The 21,109-nt window shown below is 41.5% G+C and carries 16 protein-coding genes, 3 tRNA genes, 4 rRNA genes, 1 other RNA gene and 1 other annotated feature (1 of these 25 running past the window's edge); of the genes, 4 read left to right on the top strand and 20 right to left on the bottom strand.

Annotated elements, in window-relative coordinates; translation table 11 throughout:
• Positions 1-8: 8 nt before the first annotated feature.
• The 11 genes from LCF45_RS00165 to tadA all read right to left on the bottom strand — a co-directional run bounded on the left by LCF45_RS00165 (position 9) and on the right by tadA (position 9,464).
• Positions 9-2,930, bottom strand: a 23S ribosomal RNA gene (locus LCF45_RS00165).
• 79 nt (positions 2,931-3,009) lie between these two features.
• Positions 3,010-3,085: transfer RNA gene (locus LCF45_RS00160), tRNA-Ala, on the bottom strand.
• Positions 3,086-3,095: 10 nt separating this feature from the next.
• Positions 3,096-3,172, bottom strand: a tRNA-Ile gene (locus LCF45_RS00155).
• Between the two features lie 131 nt (positions 3,173-3,303).
• A 16S ribosomal RNA gene (locus tag LCF45_RS00150) occupies positions 3,304-4,855 on the bottom strand.
• The 16S and 23S rRNA genes sit together here with 2 tRNA genes alongside, the layout of an rRNA operon.
• Before the next feature lie 219 nt (positions 4,856-5,074).
• Positions 5,075-5,344 carry a pro-sigmaK processing inhibitor BofA family protein gene (locus LCF45_RS00145; protein WP_078207015.1) on the bottom strand — a complete coding sequence of 90 codons (270 nt, stop codon included), beginning with the start codon at positions 5,342-5,344 and terminating at the stop codon, positions 5,075-5,077.
• Positions 5,345-5,606: 262 nt separating this feature from the next.
• On the bottom strand, positions 5,607-5,828 hold the full coding sequence (locus tag LCF45_RS00140) for a YaaL family protein (protein WP_002009631.1): 222 nt from the start codon (positions 5,826-5,828) through the stop codon (positions 5,607-5,609).
• A 14-nt stretch (positions 5,829-5,842) separates the two neighbouring features.
• Positions 5,843-6,439 (bottom strand): recombination protein RecR, encoded by a 597-nt coding sequence (gene recR / locus LCF45_RS00135; RefSeq protein WP_002009629.1) that lies wholly within the window; start codon positions 6,437-6,439, stop codon positions 5,843-5,845.
• Positions 6,440-6,453: 14 nt separating this feature from the next.
• The gene (locus LCF45_RS00130) at positions 6,454-6,780 is read right to left on the bottom strand and encodes a YbaB/EbfC family nucleoid-associated protein (RefSeq protein ID WP_170935248.1); all 327 of its coding nucleotides are present in this window, start codon (positions 6,778-6,780) and stop codon (positions 6,454-6,456) included.
• A 25-nt stretch (positions 6,781-6,805) separates the two neighbouring features.
• Positions 6,806-8,494 carry a DNA polymerase III subunit gamma/tau gene (gene dnaX / locus LCF45_RS00125; RefSeq protein ID WP_002130739.1) on the bottom strand — a complete coding sequence of 563 codons (1,689 nt, stop codon included), beginning with the start codon at positions 8,492-8,494 and terminating at the stop codon, positions 6,806-6,808.
• A gap of 132 nt (positions 8,495-8,626) precedes the next feature.
• Positions 8,627-8,891, bottom strand: an RNA gene (gene ffs / locus LCF45_RS00120) — signal recognition particle sRNA large type.
• A 78-nt stretch (positions 8,892-8,969) separates the two neighbouring features.
• Positions 8,970-9,464 (bottom strand): tRNA adenosine(34) deaminase TadA, encoded by a 495-nt coding sequence (gene tadA, locus LCF45_RS00115; RefSeq protein ID WP_002029304.1) that lies wholly within the window; start codon positions 9,462-9,464, stop codon positions 8,970-8,972.
• 106 nt (positions 9,465-9,570) lie between these two features.
• On the opposite strand from tadA, the gene LCF45_RS00110 reads away from it, so the two are divergent.
• From LCF45_RS00110 to LCF45_RS00100, 3 genes are all read left to right on the top strand, one after another.
• Positions 9,571-10,110 carry a cysteine hydrolase family protein gene (locus LCF45_RS00110; protein WP_078207016.1) on the top strand — a complete coding sequence of 180 codons (540 nt, stop codon included), beginning with the start codon at positions 9,571-9,573 and terminating at the stop codon, positions 10,108-10,110.
• Between the two features lie 123 nt (positions 10,111-10,233).
• Positions 10,234-10,869 (top strand): deoxynucleoside kinase, encoded by a 636-nt coding sequence (locus tag LCF45_RS00105; RefSeq protein ID WP_002170085.1) that lies wholly within the window; start codon positions 10,234-10,236, stop codon positions 10,867-10,869.
• A 2-nt stretch (positions 10,870-10,871) separates the two neighbouring features.
• Positions 10,872-11,540, top strand: coding sequence for a deoxynucleoside kinase (locus tag LCF45_RS00100; RefSeq protein WP_002009620.1), 669 nt, complete (start codon positions 10,872-10,874; stop codon positions 11,538-11,540).
• A gap of 35 nt (positions 11,541-11,575) precedes the next feature.
• Here LCF45_RS00100 and LCF45_RS00095 read toward each other — a convergent pair whose 3' ends face one another.
• The 7 genes from LCF45_RS00095 to guaB form a co-directional block, all read right to left on the bottom strand.
• On the bottom strand, positions 11,576-11,971 hold the full coding sequence (locus LCF45_RS00095; protein ID WP_002029297.1) for a sigma factor-like helix-turn-helix DNA-binding protein: 396 nt from the start codon (positions 11,969-11,971) through the stop codon (positions 11,576-11,578).
• Positions 11,972-12,137: 166 nt separating this feature from the next.
• Positions 12,138-12,230 (bottom strand) — tRNA-Ser (locus LCF45_RS00090).
• A 154-nt stretch (positions 12,231-12,384) separates the two neighbouring features.
• Positions 12,385-13,659: a serine--tRNA ligase gene (gene serS / locus LCF45_RS00085; RefSeq protein ID WP_002009617.1), complete on the bottom strand. Its 1,275-nt coding sequence runs from the start codon at positions 13,657-13,659 to the stop codon at positions 12,385-12,387.
• A gap of 51 nt (positions 13,660-13,710) precedes the next feature.
• Positions 13,711-13,931, bottom strand: a binding site (T-box leader).
• A 54-nt stretch (positions 13,932-13,985) separates the two neighbouring features.
• A complete protein-coding gene (pdxT, locus tag LCF45_RS00080) occupies positions 13,986-14,576 on the bottom strand; it encodes a pyridoxal 5'-phosphate synthase glutaminase subunit PdxT (RefSeq protein WP_002130736.1) in 591 nt (196 codons plus the stop codon).
• A gap of 18 nt (positions 14,577-14,594) precedes the next feature.
• Positions 14,595-15,482 (bottom strand): pyridoxal 5'-phosphate synthase lyase subunit PdxS, encoded by an 888-nt coding sequence (pdxS, locus tag LCF45_RS00075; protein WP_002009615.1) that lies wholly within the window; start codon positions 15,480-15,482, stop codon positions 14,595-14,597.
• Between the two features lie 160 nt (positions 15,483-15,642).
• Positions 15,643-16,953 carry a D-alanyl-D-alanine carboxypeptidase family protein gene (locus LCF45_RS00070; RefSeq protein WP_133058330.1) on the bottom strand — a complete coding sequence of 437 codons (1,311 nt, stop codon included), beginning with the start codon at positions 16,951-16,953 and terminating at the stop codon, positions 15,643-15,645.
• 113 nt (positions 16,954-17,066) lie between these two features.
• Entirely contained in the window at positions 17,067-18,530 is a 1,464-nt protein-coding gene (gene guaB / locus LCF45_RS00065; RefSeq protein ID WP_002107266.1) for an IMP dehydrogenase, read from the bottom strand.
• Positions 18,531-18,645: 115 nt separating this feature from the next.
• Here guaB and LCF45_RS00060 point away from each other — a divergent pair, with 115 nt between their 5' ends.
• On the top strand, positions 18,646-19,647 hold the full coding sequence (locus LCF45_RS00060; protein ID WP_002130734.1) for a YaaC family protein: 1,002 nt from the start codon (positions 18,646-18,648) through the stop codon (positions 19,645-19,647).
• A gap of 36 nt (positions 19,648-19,683) precedes the next feature.
• On the opposite strand, the gene rrf is transcribed toward LCF45_RS00060, so the two are convergent.
• Together rrf and LCF45_RS00050 are read right to left on the bottom strand one after the other, a co-directional pair.
• A 5S ribosomal RNA gene (gene rrf / locus LCF45_RS00055) occupies positions 19,684-19,799 on the bottom strand.
• Between the two features lie 49 nt (positions 19,800-19,848).
• A 23S ribosomal RNA gene (locus tag LCF45_RS00050) occupies positions 19,849-21,109 on the bottom strand; it runs 1,661 nt beyond the window's last position.

Genomic DNA, 21,109 nt, shown 5'->3' with positions numbered 1-21,109 from the left:
CATATTATATGGTTAAGTCCTCGATCTATTAGTATTCGTCAGCTCCACATGTCACCATGCTTCCACCTCGAACCTATCAACCTGATCATCTTTCAGGGATCTTACTAGCTTACGCTATGGGAAATCTCATCTTGAGGGGGGCTTCATGCTTAGATGCTTTCAGCACTTATCCCTTCCGCACATAGCTACCCAGCTATGCCCTTGGCAGAACAACTGGTACACCAGCGGTGCGTCCATCCCGGTCCTCTCGTACTAAGGACAGCTCCTCTCAAATTTCCTGCGCCCACGACGGATAGGGACCGAACTGTCTCACGACGTTCTGAACCCAGCTCGCGTACCGCTTTAATGGGCGAACAGCCCAACCCTTGGGACCGACTACAGCCCCAGGATGCGATGAGCCGACATCGAGGTGCCAAACCTCCCCGTCGATGTGGACTCTTGGGGGAGATAAGCCTGTTATCCCCGGGGTAGCTTTTATCCGTTGAGCGATGGCCCTTCCATGCGGAACCACCGGATCACTAAGCCCGACTTTCGTCCCTGCTCGACTTGTAGGTCTCGCAGTCAAGCTCCCTTATGCCTTTGCACTCTACGAATGATTTCCAACCATTCTGAGGGAACCTTTGGGCGCCTCCGTTACACTTTAGGAGGCGACCGCCCCAGTCAAACTGCCCACCTGACACTGTCTCCCGGGTCGATAAGACCCGTAGGTTAGAATTTCAATACAGTCAGGGCGGTATCCCACCAGCGCCTCCACCGAAGCTAGCGCTCCGGTTTCAATGGCTCCCGCCTATCCTGTACAAACTGTACCAAAATTCAATATCAGGCTACAGTAAAGCTCCACGGGGTCTTTCCGTCCTGTCGCGGGTAACCTGCATCTTCACAGGTACTATAATTTCACCGAGTCTCTGGTTGAGACAGTGCCCAAATCGTTACACCTTTCGTGCGGGTCGGAACTTACCCGACAAGGAATTTCGCTACCTTAGGACCGTTATAGTTACGGCCGCCGTTTACTGGGGCTTCAGTTCAGAGCTTCGCTTACGCTAACCCCTCTCCTTAACCTTCCAGCACCGGGCAGGTGTCAGCCCCTATACTTCGCCTTACGGCTTCGCAGAGACCTGTGTTTTTGCTAAACAGTCGCTTGGGCCTATTCACTGCGGCTTTCCGTTAAGAAAGCACCCCTTCTCCCGAAGTTACGGGGTCATTTTGCCGAGTTCCTTAACCAGAGTTCTCTCGCACACCTTAGGATTCTCTCCTCGCCTACCTGTGTCGGTTTGCGGTACAGGCACCTTTTATCTCGCTAGAAGCTTTTCTTGGCAGCGGGGAATCAAAGACTTCGCTCCATAAGGAGCTTCCCCATCACAGCTCAGCCTTCACGATAAGCGGATTTGCCTACTTATCAGCCTAACTGCTTGGACGTGCACAACCAATCGCACGCTTCTTCTATCCTTCTGCGTCCCTCCATTGCTCAAACGATAAAGAGGTGGTACAGGAATATCAACCTGTTGTCCATCGCCTACGCCTGTCGGCCTCGGCTTAGGTCCTGACTAACCCTGAGCGGACGAGCCTTCCTCAGGAAACCTTAGGCATTCGGTGGACGGGATTCTCACCCGTCTTTCGCTACTCATACCGGCATTCTCACTTCTAAGCGCTCCACCAGTCCTTCCGGTCTGACTTCACTGCACTTAGAACGCTCCCCTACCACTGATACCATTGGTATCAATTCGCAGCTTCGGTGGTGTATTTAGCCCCGGTACATTTTCGGCGCAGAGTCACTCGACTAGTGAGCTATTACGCACTCTTTAAATGGTGGCTGCTTCTGAGCCAACATCCTAGTTGTCTAAGCAACTCCACATCCTTTTCCACTTAATACACACTTTGGGACCTTAGCTGGCGATCTGGGCTGTTTCCCTCTTGACTACGGATCTTATCACTCGCAGTCTGACTCCTAAGGATAAGTCATTGGCATTCGGAGTTTGACTGAATTCGGTAATCCGATGAGGACCCCTAGTTCAATCAGTGCTCTACCTCCAAGACTCTTACACTTAAGGCTAGCCCTAAAGCTATTTCGGGGAGAACCAGCTATCTCCAGGTTCGATTGGAATTTCTCCGCTACCCACACCTCATCCCCGCACTTTTCAACGTGCGTGGGTTCGGGCCTCCATTCAGTGTTACCTGAACTTCACCCTGGACATGGGTAGATCACCTGGTTTCGGGTCTACGACCACGTACTAAACGCCCTATTCAGACTCGCTTTCGCTGCGGCTCCGCCTCTTCAGCTTAACCTCGCACGGGATCGTAACTCGCCGGTTCATTCTACAAAAGGCACGCCATCACCCATTAACGGGCTCTGACTATTTGTAGGCACACGGTTTCAGGATCTCTTTCACTCCCCTTCCGGGGTGCTTTTCACCTTTCCCTCACGGTACTGGTTCACTATCGATCACTAGGGAGTATTTAGCCTTGGGAGATGGTCCTCCCAGATTCCGACGGAATTTCACGTGTTCCGCCGTACTCAGGATACATTCAAGAGAGAACGAAGTTTCGACTACGGGGTTATTACCCTCTGTGACGGACCTTTCCAGGTCGCTTCGTCTACCTCGTTCCTTTGTAACTCCGTATAGAATGTCCTACAACCCCAAGAGGCAAGCCTCTTGGTTTGGGCTAGATTCCGTTTCGCTCGCCGCTACTCAGGAAATCGCATTTGCTTTCTCTTCCTCCAGGTACTTAGATGTTTCAGTTCCCTGGGTCTGTCCTCCATACCCTATGTATTCAGGTAAGGATACCATACCATTACGTATAGTGGGTTTCCCCATTCGGAAATCTTCGGATCAAAGCTTACTTACAGCTCCCCGAAGCATATCGGCGTTAGTCCCGTCCTTCATCGACTCCTAGTGTCAAGGCATCCACCGTGCGCCCTTTCTAACTTAACCAAACTAAAATTAAAAAATATGAGCTACACTGTTATCTAGTTTTCAAAGAACATACCATTTGCTATATAAAATAGCTTTTTGGTGGAGCCTAGCGGGATCGAACCGCTGACCTCCTGCGTGCAAGGCAGGCGCTCTCCCAGCTGAGCTAAGGCCCCGTAAAATGTATGGTGGGCCTAAATGGACTCGAACCATCGACCTCACGCTTATCAGGCGTGCGCTCTAACCAGCTGAGCTATAGGCCCATACAAATTGCGGAATTTATTTATATCATATTCCTATTTAAGAGTCAATACTTATATTGAACTCTCAAAACTAAACGAAAACGAAACACGGAAACTTATATTGATGAACTGCGTTCATCAATTCTCCATAGAAAGGAGGTGATCCAGCCGCACCTTCCGATACGGCTACCTTGTTACGACTTCACCCCAATCATCTGTCCCACCTTAGGCGGCTGGCTCCATAAAGGTTACCCCACCGACTTCGGGTGTTACAAACTCTCGTGGTGTGACGGGCGGTGTGTACAAGGCCCGGGAACGTATTCACCGCGGCATGCTGATCCGCGATTACTAGCGATTCCAGCTTCATGTAGGCGAGTTGCAGCCTACAATCCGAACTGAGAACGGTTTTATGAGATTAGCTCCACCTCGCGGTCTTGCAGCTCTTTGTACCGTCCATTGTAGCACGTGTGTAGCCCAGGTCATAAGGGGCATGATGATTTGACGTCATCCCCACCTTCCTCCGGTTTGTCACCGGCAGTCACCTTAGAGTGCCCAACTTAATGATGGCAACTAAGATCAAGGGTTGCGCTCGTTGCGGGACTTAACCCAACATCTCACGACACGAGCTGACGACAACCATGCACCACCTGTCACTCTGCTCCCGAAGGAGAAGCTCTATCTCTAGAGTTTTCAGAGGATGTCAAGACCTGGTAAGGTTCTTCGCGTTGCTTCGAATTAAACCACATGCTCCACCGCTTGTGCGGGCCCCCGTCAATTCCTTTGAGTTTCAGCCTTGCGGCCGTACTCCCCAGGCGGAGTGCTTAATGCGTTAACTTCAGCACTAAAGGGCGGAAACCCTCTAACACTTAGCACTCATCGTTTACGGCGTGGACTACCAGGGTATCTAATCCTGTTTGCTCCCCACGCTTTCGCGCCTCAGTGTCAGTTACAGACCAGAAAGTCGCCTTCGCCACTGGTGTTCCTCCATATCTCTACGCATTTCACCGCTACACATGGAATTCCACTTTCCTCTTCTGCACTCAAGTCTCCCAGTTTCCAATGACCCTCCACGGTTGAGCCGTGGGCTTTCACATCAGACTTAAGAAACCACCTGCGCGCGCTTTACGCCCAATAATTCCGGATAACGCTTGCCACCTACGTATTACCGCGGCTGCTGGCACGTAGTTAGCCGTGGCTTTCTGGTTAGGTACCGTCAAGGTGCCAGCTTATTCAACTAGCACTTGTTCTTCCCTAACAACAGAGTTTTACGACCCGAAAGCCTTCATCACTCACGCGGCGTTGCTCCGTCAGACTTTCGTCCATTGCGGAAGATTCCCTACTGCTGCCTCCCGTAGGAGTCTGGGCCGTGTCTCAGTCCCAGTGTGGCCGATCACCCTCTCAGGTCGGCTACGCATCGTCGCCTTGGTGAGCCGTTACCTCACCAACTAGCTAATGCGACGCGGGTCCATCCATAAGTGACAGCCGAAGCCGCCTTTCAATTTCGAACTATGCAGTTCAAAATATTATCCGGTATTAGCCCCGGTTTCCCGGAGTTATCCCAGTCTTATGGGTAGGTTACCCACGTGTTACTCACCCGTCCGCCGCTAACTTCATAAGAGCAAGCTCTTAATCCATTCGCTCGACTTGCATGTATTAGGCACGCCGCCAGCGTTCATCCTGAGCCAGGATCAAACTCTCCAATAAAGTTAGTTTGTCTAGCATCTAAAAATAAAAATTGACGTTTCACGTTGTTTGTTTCGTTTAGTTTTCAAAGTTCAATGTCACGTTTCAGCGACTTTTATAATTTAACATTTTGACTTGAATCTGTCAACAACTTTTTTCTTTCGTTCCTGACGACGCTTATTAATTTATCATATTACTAATCGATAAGTCAACGCTTTTTTAAAAAATGCCAAAATAAATTTATCTTGGCATTATATATAGCTTAATAATCACTAATGCAGCAACACCTGGCACCCCTAATAAACTTGATACTGCAGCTGTGCCCATGTTAATTGGAATATGAAAATCGAAATATGTCCCTGCAACATTCACAATAAATAGTAACGCTATACCTAAAGTGACATGAAAGAGTGCTTTCCCTATAAAACGTATTGGTTTAGCAGAAACACCAAAAACAAGAAAAATAAAAACTAAAGAAAGAATGCCAACAATAATAATTGTAGAATTCATTTTTTCCTCCTTATGAATGACCTATACATATCCATTTGTATGGGACAAGACAAGAAAAAAGAACATCTATAACATAACTCCTACCACTTCATCTTTATAACCTTTAATCAGTAATCTTTCTTCTAAGCACTAGCAATTAGATACAACTAATTCCATTCCCATTTTTTCTTTCTCCTCTTTATATCCCAAAAATAAAGTAGCCCTATTACTCACAAATAAATCGATAAAAAGTAAAAGGTCCCGCTTTAAAAAGCAGGACCTTTTACCATTGTTCCATTTTCACAGGACGACGTTTTGCTTCTTTTAACAAGAAAAAATATTTCGCCTCTGCTATTTTTAAAGAACAAAGTACATCTTGAGACGGCTCAACACTTTGTTCAACCAGTCTCTTCTGACGTAGCCATTCATTCTTTACCTTTTCTAATAATACAATTAACTTATCGTCATACTCTTTACGCAACTTACCCTTTTTTTGAAAGAACATTTTCCCTTCTCCTCTTATATCTCTCTACGGCCTTCTAAAGCTTTCGATAGTGTTACTTCATCTGCATATTCTAAATCTCCACCAACTGGCAGACCATGTGCAATACGAGTTACTTTAATTCCTGTTGGCTTTAAGAGGCGGGATATGTACATCGCTGTGGCTTCCCCTTCAATATTAGGGTTTGTTGCTAATATCACTTCTTGTACTGTTTCATCTTGCAGTCTCTTTAATAACTGCGGGATATTAATATCCTCTGGTCCAATTCCCTCCATTGGAGAAATGGCACCACGCAAAACATGATATACACCTTGATATTCTTTCATTTTTTCCATCGCAATTACATCTTTCGGCTCTTGTACTACACAAACAACCGATTGATCCCTATGCGAATCGTCACAAATATAACAAGGATCGCGGTCAGTGATATGTCCGCACACAGAACAATACGCTAAATCTCGCTTTGCATTCACAAGTGCTTTCGCAAAACCTAGTACATCATCCTCTTTCATATCTAACACGAAGAATGCCAATCGAACCGCTGTTTTCGGTCCGATTCCTGGCAACTTCATAAAACTATCGATTAATTTTGATATCGGTTCTGGATAATGCATATATCAATATCCTCCTAGAACATTCCACCTGGTAAGTTCATGCCTTTTGTAAATTTGCCCATTGTAGAGTTTGAAAGTTCATCAACCTTTTTAAGTGCATCATTCGTTGCAGCTAATACTAAGTCTTGTAACATTTCGATATCTTCTGGATCTACAACTTCTTCTTTAATTTTCACTTCAAGAACTTGCTTATGACCATTTGCAATAACAGTAACCATTCCGCCGCCAGCTGTACCTTCAACTGTTTTTTCGCCAAGCTCTTCTTGCGCCTTCGCCATGTCTTTTTGCATCTTTTGCATTTGTTTCATCATATTATTCATATTTCCCATTCCGCCACGCATCATAATTAATTCCTCCTCATTATTATTACTCTTTTATTTCAATAAGTTCTTGCCCTACTAATTTTACAGCCTCTTCTATAAGAGGATCTTCTTTTTGTTCTGGGCTTTCTTCAGAATCCCCGCCTTCGCGTTGTAAAAAGTCTTCACGAATTTTACCCCATTCACTTTTTGGGATAGCAATCATATTTAACCTTTTACTTAACAATTCAAAAAGAGTTTGTTCCAATGTATCCATTGCTTCTCGATTTTCACTAGCCATTTTACAATGAATCTCATATTGAAATGCTAACACATAGGTATCATCCGAAGCCGCAACTGGTTCACTATTTTCTAATAAAACAGCAAATGCTACTTTGTTATGTGACTTGAGCCTTCCTAATAATTCGCCCCATACAGCTTTTAACTGTTCTAAATCTTGACGCTTCGCTTGCTTTAACACTTCATTCACACGTCCAACAGGAATTTTCATACTCCCTGTTCGTACCGGTTTTGGTGTTGCCCGCGTCTCTCTTACTTCCTGCTGCACACCAGCTGGCACGCCATTCTTTTTAACTTGCTCTAACTCTTTCTCCAACTGCTGCATCCTATTCATAATCGCTTGTAAACGATCTACGCCGTTTGCTTGCATCATAAACTGCTGACACAGTTGCACCATAACAACTTCCAAGAATATTCTTGGATGGTTTGTCCACTTCATCTCCTGTTGCCCCTTACTAAGGGTATGAATAATTTCATAGATTACTTCCGGTTGCATTTCTTCACTTAACGTACGGAATTGATCATCTACAATTACCCGTTCCAACATATGTTCTAATTGTGGTGAAGTTTGATATAAAAGCATATCACGATAGTAGTAAATGAAATCCTCCATAAAGCGAACTGGATCTTTCCCTTTACTCATCATCTCATCTATAATACGTAACGCTCTTGATACATCATTTTCACGTATACATTCTACCAGGTCACCCAAATATCGCTGAGATACAGATCCTGTTACAGCTAAAACATCTTCACTCGTCACCGTTTCATCACTATAAGAAATAGCTTGATCAATAAGACTGAGCGCATCACGCATACCACCTTCGGCGGCACGCGCTACGATTTGTAACGCTTCATCTTCTACTTGCGTACCTTCATTTGTCACGACCGTCGATAATCTCTCAACGATATCATTTACTGATATCTTTCGAAACTCAAAACGCTGACAACGCGAAATAATTGTAGCTGGAATTTTATGCGGTTCTGTTGTCGCCAGAATAAAAATAACATGTCCTGGCGGCTCTTCTAAAGTTTTCAAAAGCGCATTAAAGGCACCCATAGAAAGCATGTGAACTTCATCAATAATGTATACTTTATATCCTACAGCACTTGGAGCATATTTTACTTTATCTCTTATATCTCGAATTTCATCTACACCGTTATTTGAAGCCGCATCAATTTCTAATACATCTGAAATAGACCCTTGTGTAATTCCTAAACAAGAAGGACATTCATTACAAGGTTCAGCTACCGGGGCGTGTTCACAGTTAATTGCCTTTGCAAATACTTTTGCAATTGTCGTTTTCCCTGTTCCCCTCGGACCCGAAAACAAATAAGCATGTGAAGCTTTCTCTTGAAGAAGGGCATTTTGCAACGTTTTTGTCACGTGCTTTTGACCGACTACATCTTCGAATTTTTGCGGTCTCCATGTTCGGTATAACGCTTGGTATGACACGAAAATACGGCCTCCCTCAAAGGTTATTATCTTATTTATTATAACCCATTCTGTTTATAGATTCCAAAAGTTATTTTCCATATAAAAAACTCACCTTTATATAAAGGTGAGTTTTGTATACATATATAACTGCCGTGCACCTTCTGTCGATTACGTACCATAAGCGTTACTCAAGCAGTTAGCTCGGTTCAGGCACTCCTGCGGCACACGAGAAAACCCGCTTATTGCTGCTTCCTTCCGGACCTGACAAGGTTCACGGGGTCCCGTTGCGCAGGACCCAAACGTCAACACCACTTACTTAAGGCAGACCTTACAGCAACATAACCTCGAGAAGGGATTCAGCCTCGCTAGAGCGGATTGCGAGTATAGGGCACCGCTACCTCCCCGCTTAGCACGGCAAAGTTAAAACCAATATTCGGTTGCCTTGGATAAGGCATTATCAGTATAACTTGTTTTTTTACAAAATGCAAATACGTTAGTTACCATTACTTTTCTCTAGTTTTTTCACTTCTTTTCTTTTCTTACGAAGCTCCCTAAAAAAAATCGTTAACAACGTACCACATTCTTCTTCAAGTACACCAGGCACTACTTCACACTGATGATTAAAACGCTCATCAGTTAAAAGATTCATCAACGTACCTGCACATCCACCTTTCGGATCGCTCGCACCATATACAACCCGTTTTATACGCGATAAAACAATTCCCCCTGCACACATTGGGCAAGGTTCTAATGTTACATATAACGTTGCATCTTCTAAACGCCATGTCCCTAATTTTTTGCAAGCTTCATCAATAGCTAAGAGTTCGGCGTGAGCTATTGATCTCTGTTCAGTTTCTCTTAAGTTATGTGCGACACTAATCACTTCACCATCTAGCACAATTACAGCACCAATTGGTACCTCTTGTATCGCCTCCGCCTTCTTCGCTTCCTCTATTGCTAACTGCATAAAATATATATCTCGCTCCATAATATAGTCCTTTCACCAAAAATAAAATACACTTTTTCATTTCTTGCAGGTGGGATAACTTTTACAAATTCAATCCAACCTAAAGAAGAAAGAGAGGGAATTACATATGAAAAATACCGCCTTACTCATTATCGATATGATTAATGATTTTCAATTCTCCCACGGACACATCCTGGCACAGAAATGTGAAATTATAAAGAACCCCATTTTACAATTAAAGGACACCATGAAATCATTGGGCTATCCAATAATTTATGTCAATGATCACTATCAACTTTGGAGATCTGATATTGATCAACTTATCACCCATTGTACAAATGAGTATAGTAAAAATATTATCGAGGCCATTGCTCCGCATACTGACGATTACATTTTTATTAAACCACATTACTCTGCTTTTTATGAAACACCTTTGAATTCTTTATTAGGTTATTTAAAAATCGAAAATCTCATTTTAACAGGAATTGCCGGGAACATATGCATCCTTTTTACAGCTAATGATGCCCATATGAGAAATTATACACTTTATGTACCACGGGATTGCATCGCTTCTAATAACGAGCAAGATAATGAACATGCTTTAAAAATAATGGAAGCCACATTAAAGGCAAATATTGTACCGTCATCCCAAATAAAATTTAATTAATACATATCTATTTTCTAACTTTTTATATCAAATTAGTCCGCTCGCTCCCCTCTTGTGCTACAATAATTCTGTTTTGTGTTTTTAGTAGTCACGGTAAATCACTGATTGAAAGGAGGAAACAGCGTGACCGGAGTACCATTTATCACGGTTGAAGGACCAATTGGTGTTGGAAAAACTTCACTTGCGAAGGAACTTTCAACTCACATGCAACTCCACTTACTAAAAGAGATTGTTGATGAAAATCCTTTTTTAGGAAAATTCTACGAAGACATCGACGAATGGAGTTTTCAAACAGAGATGTTCTTTCTTTGTAATAGATACAAACAACTAGAGGATATTAACATAAAGTATTTGAATCAAAGAAAGCCTGTAGTAGCAGATTATCATATATTTAAAAATTTAATTTTTGCATCCCGTACATTAAAAGATTCTCAATATGACAAGTACATGCAAATTTATCGCATTCTTACGCAAGATATGCCTGTGCCAAATGTCATCGTTTATTTAACAGCGAGCCTAGAAACATTACAAAAACGAATTGCCATGCGCGGAAGAGAATTCGAAAAAAATATGGATCCAAATTACTTGCTACAGCTTACAAAAGATTACGAAACAGCAATGGATGCTTTCAAAAAGGACCATCCAGATATTCCAGTATTGAAATTTAATGGAGACGATATGGATTTTGTAAGAAATCATGATGATTTAAATGTCATCTTATCAGCTCTTCAAAATACTCTCTTGAAGGAGTCGAAATAACAATGAATTTAAGGCAAAAATATGATATACCAAATGATGCAGTTATCACTATTGCTGGAACAGTAGGTGTCGGTAAATCAACTATGACAACTGCATTGGCTAACGCTTTAGGTTATCGTACATCTTTTGAAAAAGTAGATTCCAACCCATATTTGGACAAGTTCTATGCTGATTTCACACGCTGGAGCTTTCACTTACAAGTGTACTTTTTAGCAGAACGATTTAAAGAACAAAAAAGAATTTTCGAATATGGTGGCGGTTTTGTTCAAGACCGTTCTATCTATGAGGACACTGGTATTTTCGCAAAAATGCATTACGAAAAGGGTACAATGACTGAAACTGATTATGAGACATACAAAGGGTTATTTGATGCTATGGTCATGACTCCTTACTTCCCTCATCCAGACTTATTAATTTACCTAGAAGGTTCTTTTGATGATATTGTCGATCGTATTCAAGAAAGAGGACGTCCCATGGAGCAGCAAACACCAATTGAATATTGGAAAGAGATGCATGGACGTTACGATAACTGGATTAATAACTTTAATTCATGCCCTGTTTTACGATTAAACATTAATGAATACGATATTTTAAAAGATGGCGATTCAATCGAACCAATCATTAAAAAAATTGGACATTTTTTAAAACAAACACGTAAACTTGTAAAATAAAAAACCCGTGCATATGCACGGGTTTTCCTATGAAATTACTTTTTCTTTTTTGTCGGAGCAATAATTTCACTCTCTGGCTTTCCAGCATTAATACGCTGACGAACAGTACTCGTACTAATATCATATGTTTCAGCAATCTCTTTAACAGTCAATTCTTTCCCATTAATTACTGCTGTTAGTAATTTCCCTGTACGTTTTGGAGTTACTTCTTTTTGCACAGCTGGTTTTTCAGCTTCTTTTGGTACCTCTACTTTTTTTGCAACCTGTTTTACATCACAAGTGCAACCACAAAGTTTACGGAATGTATCATCACTTATAATGCGCGACACATTTGCACCACTGTTTAAAATTCTATTGTTCTTACAGACAGGACATTGTACATAATATAAAGTTTTTCCATCTAAAGGAAACGTTTGTATAATAAGATCCATGTTAACTCCTTTCATATCTATGAAGATAATCATCGGAATATGAGTGTGTAATAAGGACACTATATCCTTACATCATACTTTATGATTGGTTTTAAAATAAAAACTCGTTACGTGTTGGTAACGAGTTCTCCAATCTCCACTTATATGCGCTGTTGTCAATTATATCTGGAGGAGGTAGAGGGATTCGAACCCCCGCGCGACTCTCGCCGCCTGTCGGTTTTCAAGACCGATCCCTTCAGCCAGACTTGGGTATACCTCCATATTGACATCAAATATAATATCAAAAGAAAAACAGTTAGTCAACCCTACTATAATAAATTATGAGGAAAGGGGAATTTTACTTCCCCTCTCCTTTATGACACTGCTGACAACGTCCATAATTACCAATCACTCATACCGATGAATGTTTTAACTTATTTAATAACTGTTTTTCCTCCCATATAAGGGCGAAGAACTTCTGGAATTATAATTGTACCATCTTCTTGTTGGTAGTTCTCTAAAATAGCTGCCACTGTACGTCCAATTGCAAGACCAGATCCATTTAGTGTATGAACATGTTCCGGTTTACCATTTGGCTCACGACGGAAACGGATATTCGCGCGTCTCGCTTGGAATGCCTCAAAATTACTACAAGAAGAAATTTCACGATATGTACCATAGCTTGGAATCCATACTTCAATATCGTATTTCTTCGCTGCTGTAAATCCTAAATCTCCTGTACACATGCTCATAACGCGATATGGCAACTCTAATAATTGTAACACGCGCTCTGCATCATTTGTTAATTTTTCTAACTCTTCGTAAGAATCTTCTGGTTTCACGAACTTCACAAGTTCAACTTTATTAAATTGATGTTGGCGAATTAAACCACGTGTATCACGACCAGCTGAACCTGCTTCAGAACGGAAGCATGAGCTAAACGCAGCATATCGTATCGGCAATTGCTCTTTACTCACAATCTCATCACGATGCATATTCGTTACAGGTACTTCAGCTGTTGGGATTAGGAAATAATCTTCACTTTCAATACGGAATGCATCTTCTTCAAACTTCGGAAGTTGTCCTGTTCCTGTCATACTTGCACGGTTTACCATATAAGGAGGCAATACTTCCTCATATCCATGCTCATCAGTATGAAGGTCAAGCATAAAGCTAATCAAAGCACGTTCTAATCTTGCACCAGCACCTTTGTAAAATACAAATCGGCTTCCTGTTACTTTCCCAGCACGTTCAAAATCTAAAATCCCTAAATCAGTAGCAAGGTCCCAATGTGGTTTTGGCTCATAAGTAAATTCTTTCACTTCTCCCCAAGTACGTGCTACTACGTTATCATCCTCTGTTTCACCTATTGGAGCAGATTCATGAGGGATATTTGGGATAGATAGCATTAATCTTTCTAAATCTTCTTCAACTGTACGAAGCTCATTATCAAGATCTTTTACTTTTTCCCCAACTTCACGCATTTCTAGAATTAGAGCTTCCGCATCTTTCTTTTCACGCTTTAATACTGAAATTTGTTGAGATACTTCGTTACGTTTACTTTTTAATTCTTCTGTTTGAACAAGTAGCTCTCTTCTTCTCGTATCAAGTTCTTCAAAGCGACCAAAATCCGTTAAATCTTCGCCTCTATGCTGTAATTTTGCTTTTACTTCTTCAAAATTCGTACGTAAAAATTTAATATCAAGCATTATATACTCCTCCTTTTATTTTATAAAACACAAAAAACTCCCGTCCCTATACAAAGGGACGGGAGTTAACCCGCGTTGCCACCCTAGTTGAAAGCATTACCGCTTTCCTCTCAAGTAGAAATAACGGCTCTTCACCGGGAATGTTTACTAATCAAAAGATATTCCACATTCCATTCCAGGATGGATTCACAAACTGTTTCTATCGATTTCCACCAACCATCGACTCTCTATAAGAAACAACATTTGTTACTACTTCCTATCAACACGCTTATTTTATAAAATTGTTATCATCAATTTACTATAATCTTATACAAGTTGCAAGTTACTTATACAACTTTTTTCATTTTCGCTTCTTTTACCATTTCTACAAAGTATGCTGTTACACGATGATCATCCGTTAATTCCGGATGGAAAGAAGCAGCTAAAAACGGCCCTTGCCTTACCGCTACCATTCGCTCGCCATGCGTAGAAAGTACTTCAACATCATCAGCTACATTTACAACATACGGAGCACGGATAAATACACCAACAAAGTCTTCTCCCACACCTTTCATTGAAAGTGCAGCTTCAAAACTATCTTTTTGGCGTCCGAACGCATTGCGCTCAACCGTAATATCCATAGCACCAATATGTGCTTCTTCATAGCCAATAAGTGTTTTCGCAAGAAGAATCATTCCTGCACATGTACCAAACATTGGTTTACCAGACTTCGCAAATGTACGAAGAGGCTCCATGAAAGCATACTTATCAATAAGACGGCGCATTGTTGTACTTTCACCGCCTGGTAAAATAAGACCATCAATCTCTTCAAGTTGCTCTACACGCTTTACAACAACAGCTTCTGCACCACTTGCCTCAACTGATTTTACATGCTCACGAACTGCACCTTGAAGACCTAGTACACCGATTTTCACCATTTTAAAGATCTCCTTTAATTACCATCCACGCTCTTGCATGCGTTGTTCTGGTAATAACGTTGAAATTTCGATACCTTTCATTGCATTACCTAATCCTTTAGAAAGGCTTGCAATTAGTTCGTAATCTTCATAATGAGTCGTTGCTTCAACGATTGCACGTGCAAATTTCTCTGGGTTCTCTGATTTGAAGATACCAGATCCAACAAATACACCATCAGCACCAAGTTGCATCATTAACGCTGCATCTGCTGGTGTTGCTACACCACCTGCTGCAAAGTTTACAACTGGCAGGCGACCAAGGCGTTTAATTTCAAGTAGTACTTCATAAGGAGCACCAGTATTTTTTGCATATGTCATTAACTCATCTTCACGTAGACTTGCAACTTGACGGATTTCTGCATTGACTTGGCGCATATGACGCACTGCCTCTACAATGTTTCCTGTTCCAGGTTCACCTTTTGTACGAAGCATAGCTGCACCTTCTGCAATACGACGTGCAGCTTCTCCGATATCGCGGCAACCACATACAAACGGAACTGTGTAATCACGTTTATTTAAATGGTATACTTCATCAGCAGGAGTCAATACTTCACTCTCATCGATATAGTCTACCCCTAATGATTCTAATACACGTGCTTCTACAAGGTGACCGATACGACATTTTGCCATAACCGGAATTGATACAGCACCCATAACTTCTTCAACAATTGTTGGATCTGCCATACGAGAAACGCCACCTGCTGCACGAATATCTGCAGGTACACGCTCTAATGCCATAACAGCAACTGCACCTGCCTCTTCTGCAATCCTTGCTTGCTCGGCGTTAACTACGTCCATAATAACGCCGCCTTTTTGCATTTCTGCCATTCCACGTTTTACACGTTCTGTCCCTGTTACATTTGTCATGTACAAAAACCCCCCTAGGTGAATTGCTTTCCCCCGTTAAAGAAGAAAATTAAGAATACTCTTACATTCTACCACTAACTATCTGATGCTTGTCCACTACTTTTTCATAAAGTCGGTATGAAAAATAGGAATAAGAAAAAGCTCCTACAATGAGGAGCTTTTAAAACCAACCTTTTACTGTATCAACAGCACTATTCCACATACCACTAAAGAAAGAACCAATTCCGCGCATAGAACGTGTGAACCAGCCTGCCTCTTCTACTTCAGATTTTGTTATAAGGTCTACTTGTAATGATTTTCCTGATAAAAATCCAGGATCATTACTATCTTTAGACGTTACAACCATTTGGCCAAGTGTAACTCCCTTTTTCATAGGTGCCTCTTGTCCCTTATTTCCTTCTTTAAATTCTGTTTTATAAACGTCTTTACTTCCCTTTGGCACCGGAAGTGAAACAGCTTGCTTCGTTTGAACTGCTACATCTTTATCTTTCGCATTTTCAACTCTTACTGTTTCTTTTCCTTTAACCGAAGAACCTTTTTCATACATTTTCTTCATTTCAAAGTTAGCAAAGCCATAATCATATAATTTCTTTGTCTCATCAAATCTTGCCGTGTGAGATTTTGTTTTAATAACTACAGAAATGAAACGCATACCATTTCTTTCAATCGTACCAGTGAAACAATCTCCTGCTTCTGGAGTTGATCCTGTTTTCAGACCATCTACGCCTTCGTATTCCTTAATTAACCCTTTTAACATCCAGTTCCAGTTAGGCATTTCGATCCGATCCGGAGTACCTTCACGGAATACTTTTTTTGAAATTTTTGCTATGTCTAATGTTTTAGGGAAATCTTGAATAAGACGTTGTGCTAAAATTGCTACATCTCTCGCAGACATTTTATTTTCTTCATCCGGAGTTGTCCCTTCAGGATGGTGTCCTTTTAAATCTTTGTTCGTTAAGCCCGTAGAATTTACAAACTTATAATTTTTTAATCCTAACTCTTTCGATTTATCATTCATCATTTTTACAAAGTCTACTTCTTTTCCAGCAACTGCTTCAGCTAACGCTATCGTTGCACCATTAGCAGAATAAATTGCCATTGCTTCGTATAGCTCTTTTACTGTATAAGATTCACCATTTCGTAGAGGCACGTTCGATAATGAACGATCTTGCGAAATGTTATACGCATATTCGGAAACCTTAACTTTTTGATCCCATTTTAGTTTCCCTTTCGCAATAGCCTCGTTCACTAGGTATTCACTCATCATTTTTGTCATACTAGCAATTGATAATAACTCATCTGCATTTTTTTGATATAAAATCTTCCCAGAATTCGCTTCTACTAAAATTGCCGCACCTGCTTCAATGTTTAAAGCGGCTCCTGTTTCTGCTGATGCATTGCTATATGGTACAAGCATGCTACAAGCTATTGTAAGCACTGTTACCAACGCAATGAATCTTTTGCAAAACATACCTTTCACTTTTGCTACCCCCAATATCTATGTACTCACATAACCGTTATTCTAACATAATCAAAAAAAAATAGACAGAGATATCAAATCTCTGTCTATTTGTATATAAGACATTATAATGAGTAGTTTGGAGCCTCTTTTGTAATCTGTACGTGATGAGGATGGCTTTCACGTAAACCTGCACCTGACATACGAATGAACTGCGCATTCTCACGTAAGAATTCTAAATTCTGCGCTCCGCAATATCCCATACCTGCACGTAATCCACCAACTAATTGATGAACTGTATCTGCTAAAGGTCCTTTATATGGTACGCGTCCTTCAATACCTTCAGGAACAAGTTTTTTGTTTCCTTCTTGGAAGTAACGATCTTTACTTCCTTTTTCCATCGCTCCAACAGAACCCATACCACGATATACTTTAAATTGGCGACCTTGGTAAATTTCAGTTTCTCCAGGGCTTTCAGCAACGCCAGCAAACATACTACCTAGCATAACAACGTGTGCTCCTGCTGCTAAAGCTTTAACCATATCACCAGAGTACTTAACACCGCCATCAGCAATAACTGGAATACCGTGTTTACGAGCTTCTGTTGCACAATCATAAACTGCTGTTAATTGTGGTACACCAACACCAGCTACAACACGCGTTGTACAAATAGAACCTGGTCCAATACCAACTTTAACTACGTTTGCACCAGCCTCAATTAATGCTTTCGTTGCTTCAGCTGTAGCAACATTTCCAGCGATAATATTTAGTGCTGGATATTTCGCACGAACTTCTTTTACCTTTTCAATAACACCTTTAGAATGCCCATGAGCTGTATCAAGTACAATTGCATCTACGCTAGCTTTTACTAATGCATCGATACGAAGCATAGCATCAGCCGTTACACCAACAGCTGCTCCAACTAATAAGCGTCCTTGCTTATCTTTAGCAGAGTTTGGGAATTCAATTACTTTTTCAATATCTTTTATTGTAATAAGCCCTTGTAATACACCGTTATTATCAACAAGAGGGAGCTTTTCAATTTTATACTTTTGTAGGATCTTTTCAGCTTCTTCCAGTGTAGTACCAACTGGAGCTGTAATTAACTGTTCTTTTGTCATTACGTCAGAAATTTTGATTGAGTAGTCTTGGATGAAACGCATATCACGGTTTGTAATAATACCAACTAATTTTCGCTCATCTAAATTATTTACAACTGGTACACCTGAGATACGATATTTTCCCATAAGATGTTCTGCATCATATACTTGATGTTCTGGAGTTAAGAAGAAAGGATCTGAAATAACGCCGCTTTCAGAGCGCTTTACTTTATCAACTTGCTCTGCCTGTTGTTCAATAGACATATTCTTATGAATAATTCCTAAACCGCCTTGGCGAGCCATTGCAATAGCCATGTCAGCTTCTGTTACTGTATCCATTCCTGCACTAATTAACGGGATGTTTAACTGTAAGCTTTCAGATAAAACTGTTTTAACACTTACTTCTCTTGGTAATATATCTGACCTCGCTGGTACAAGTAATACATCATCAAAAGTCAAACCTTCTTTAACAAATTTAGATTCCCACATAATTGTTCCCCCCATGATACCAGAAATTATTATTAGTAGCTTATCAATTGGTTAAAATACTGTCAAGGACGTATATATATGTTAGAATTTTTAGACAATAAAAGGAGCGTAATATATGCATCAAACACATTGTACTTGGCAGCAATTAAGTTTCTTCTTTTCATCTCAAAATGTACAACGTTATCTTGCCCGTTGTTATGAAAAATCCTCGATTCAGGATGCCGAAAAAAAAAGTTTTGAAAATTGTTATCCATTTATTTATTACTTAGAACACGGTAAAAATTATTATGAATTATATAAAACAGCACCATTTTCCATTCAGCCAATGCTGTTATTTTATGGAATGGGGCAACTTTTTAAAGCTTGTTTATTAACTATTAATCCAAACTATCCAGAATCAACAACCGTTTTAGCACATGGAGTGACAACCCGTAAACGAAAAAAACAAGGATATCAATTTTTAGAAGATGAGGTGAAAATACAGAAAAACGGACTATTTACTCACGCTGCAGAACAACTGTTTCACATGAAACACTTGGAAACAGAAAAGTTTAATATGTTAGAGCTAATGGGAAAAATCCCTGAGTTACAACATTTATTTCGCTATAGTCAAAAAGGAACAACATTATATAAAATCGATTCAACAAATAAAAATGAGCTCTCCTTTTCAGTCAACATACTAGATCGACTACATATGACTAAAGAGAGATTTTCTCGTTACATCGAAACAGCTTGTAAGCATTTATCAATACAACACGTACCTGAGAAAAATAATGAATTAAATGTGTTTTTTTCAGCACCTATTCAATCATGGAATCCTATGTATAGCACACCTTTATACTACGAGTATCTTGCTGACACTTATTATTTACCACTTACGAACGACCCTAGAAACTCTAAGCCAGTGTTGCCTGAGCTCCTTGTTCATTATTTATTGCTCTATAATTTAAGCATGATTTCGAGGTATGAAACAGATTGGTGGTATGACTTACTTGGAAGCTATGGATCTGAAGATTATCCGTTTATTTATCAATTTCTCAATATTTCTGCTCAAAAAATCCCTTACTATATTTCAGCATTTTTATTAACGGAATCCAACCTATTTCATGGGAAATAAAAAAAACACAAGTCAAAAGACTTGTGTTTTTATCTTGCTTGGCGACGTCCTACTCTCACAGGGACAAGGTCCCAACTACCATCGGCGCTAGAGAGCTTAACTTCCGTGTTCGGTATGGGAACGGGTGTGACCTCTCTGCCATCATCACCAAACTATGAAGGTATATTCCTTCAAAACTAGATAACATTTGCTTCATATTATATGGTTAAGTCCTCGATCTATTAGTATTCGTCAGCTCCACATGTCACCATGCTTCCACCTCGAACCTATCAACCTGATCATCTTTCAGGGATCTTACTAGCTTACGCTATGGGAAATCTCATCTTGAGGGGGGCTTCATGCTTAGATGCTTTCAGCACTTATCCCTTCCGCACATAGCTACCCAGCTATGCCCTTGGCAGAACAACTGGTACACCAGCGGTGCGTCCATCCCGGTCCTCTCGTACTAAGGACAGCTCCTCTCAAATTTCCTGCGCCCACGACGGATAGGGACCGAACTGTCTCACGACGTTCTGAACCCAGCTCGCGTACCGCTTTAATGGGCGAACAGCCCAACCCTTGGGACCGACTACAGCCCCAGGATGCGATGAGCCGACATCGAGGTGCCAAACCTCCCCGTCGATGTGGACTCTTGGGGGAGATAAGCCTGTTATCCCCGGGGTAGCTTTTATCCGTTGAGCGATGGCCCTTCCATGCGGAACCACCGGATCACTAAGCCCGACTTTCGTCCCTGCTCGACTTGTAGGTCTCGCAGTCAAGCTCCCTTATGCCTTTGCACTCTACGAATGATTTCCAACCATTCTGAGGGAACCTTTGGGCGCCTCCGTTACACTTTAGGAGGCGACCGCCCCAGTCAAACTGCCCACCTGACACTGTCTCCCGGGTCGATGAGACCCGTAGGTTAGAATTTCAATACAGTCAGGGCGGTATCCCACCAGCGCCTCCACCGAAGCTAGCGCTCCGGTTTCAATGGCTCCCGCCTATCCTGTACAAACTGTACCAAAATTCAATATCAGGCTACAGTAAAGCTCCACGGGGTCTTTCCGTCCTGTCGCGGGTAACCTGCATCTTCACAGGTACTATAATTTCACCGAGTCTCTGGTTGAGACAGTGCCCAAATCGTTACACCTTTCGTGCGGGTCGGAACTTACCCGACAAGGAATTTCGCTACCTTAGGACCGTTATAGTTACGGCCGCCGTTTACTGGGGCTTCAGTTCAGAGCTTCGCTTACGCTAACCCCTCTCCTTAACCTTCCAGCACCGGGCAGGTGTCAGCCCCTATACTTCGCCTTACGGCTTCGCAGAGACCTGTGTTTTTGCTAAACAGTCGCTTGGGCCTATTCACTGCGGCTTTCCGTTAAGAAAGCACCCCTTCTCCCGAAGTTACGGGGTCATTTTGCCGAGTTCCTTAACCAGAGTTCTCTCGCACACCTTAGGATTCTCTCCTCGCCTACCTGTGTCG

The sequence above is a fragment of the Bacillus sp. 41-22 genome (genome assembly GCF_025809295.1).
GTDB lineage: Bacteria > Bacillota > Bacilli > Bacillales > Bacillaceae_G > Bacillus_A > Bacillus_A mycoides.
Note: the sequence above shows the minus strand (reverse complement) of the source record. Positions and strands in the feature narration are given on the sequence as shown.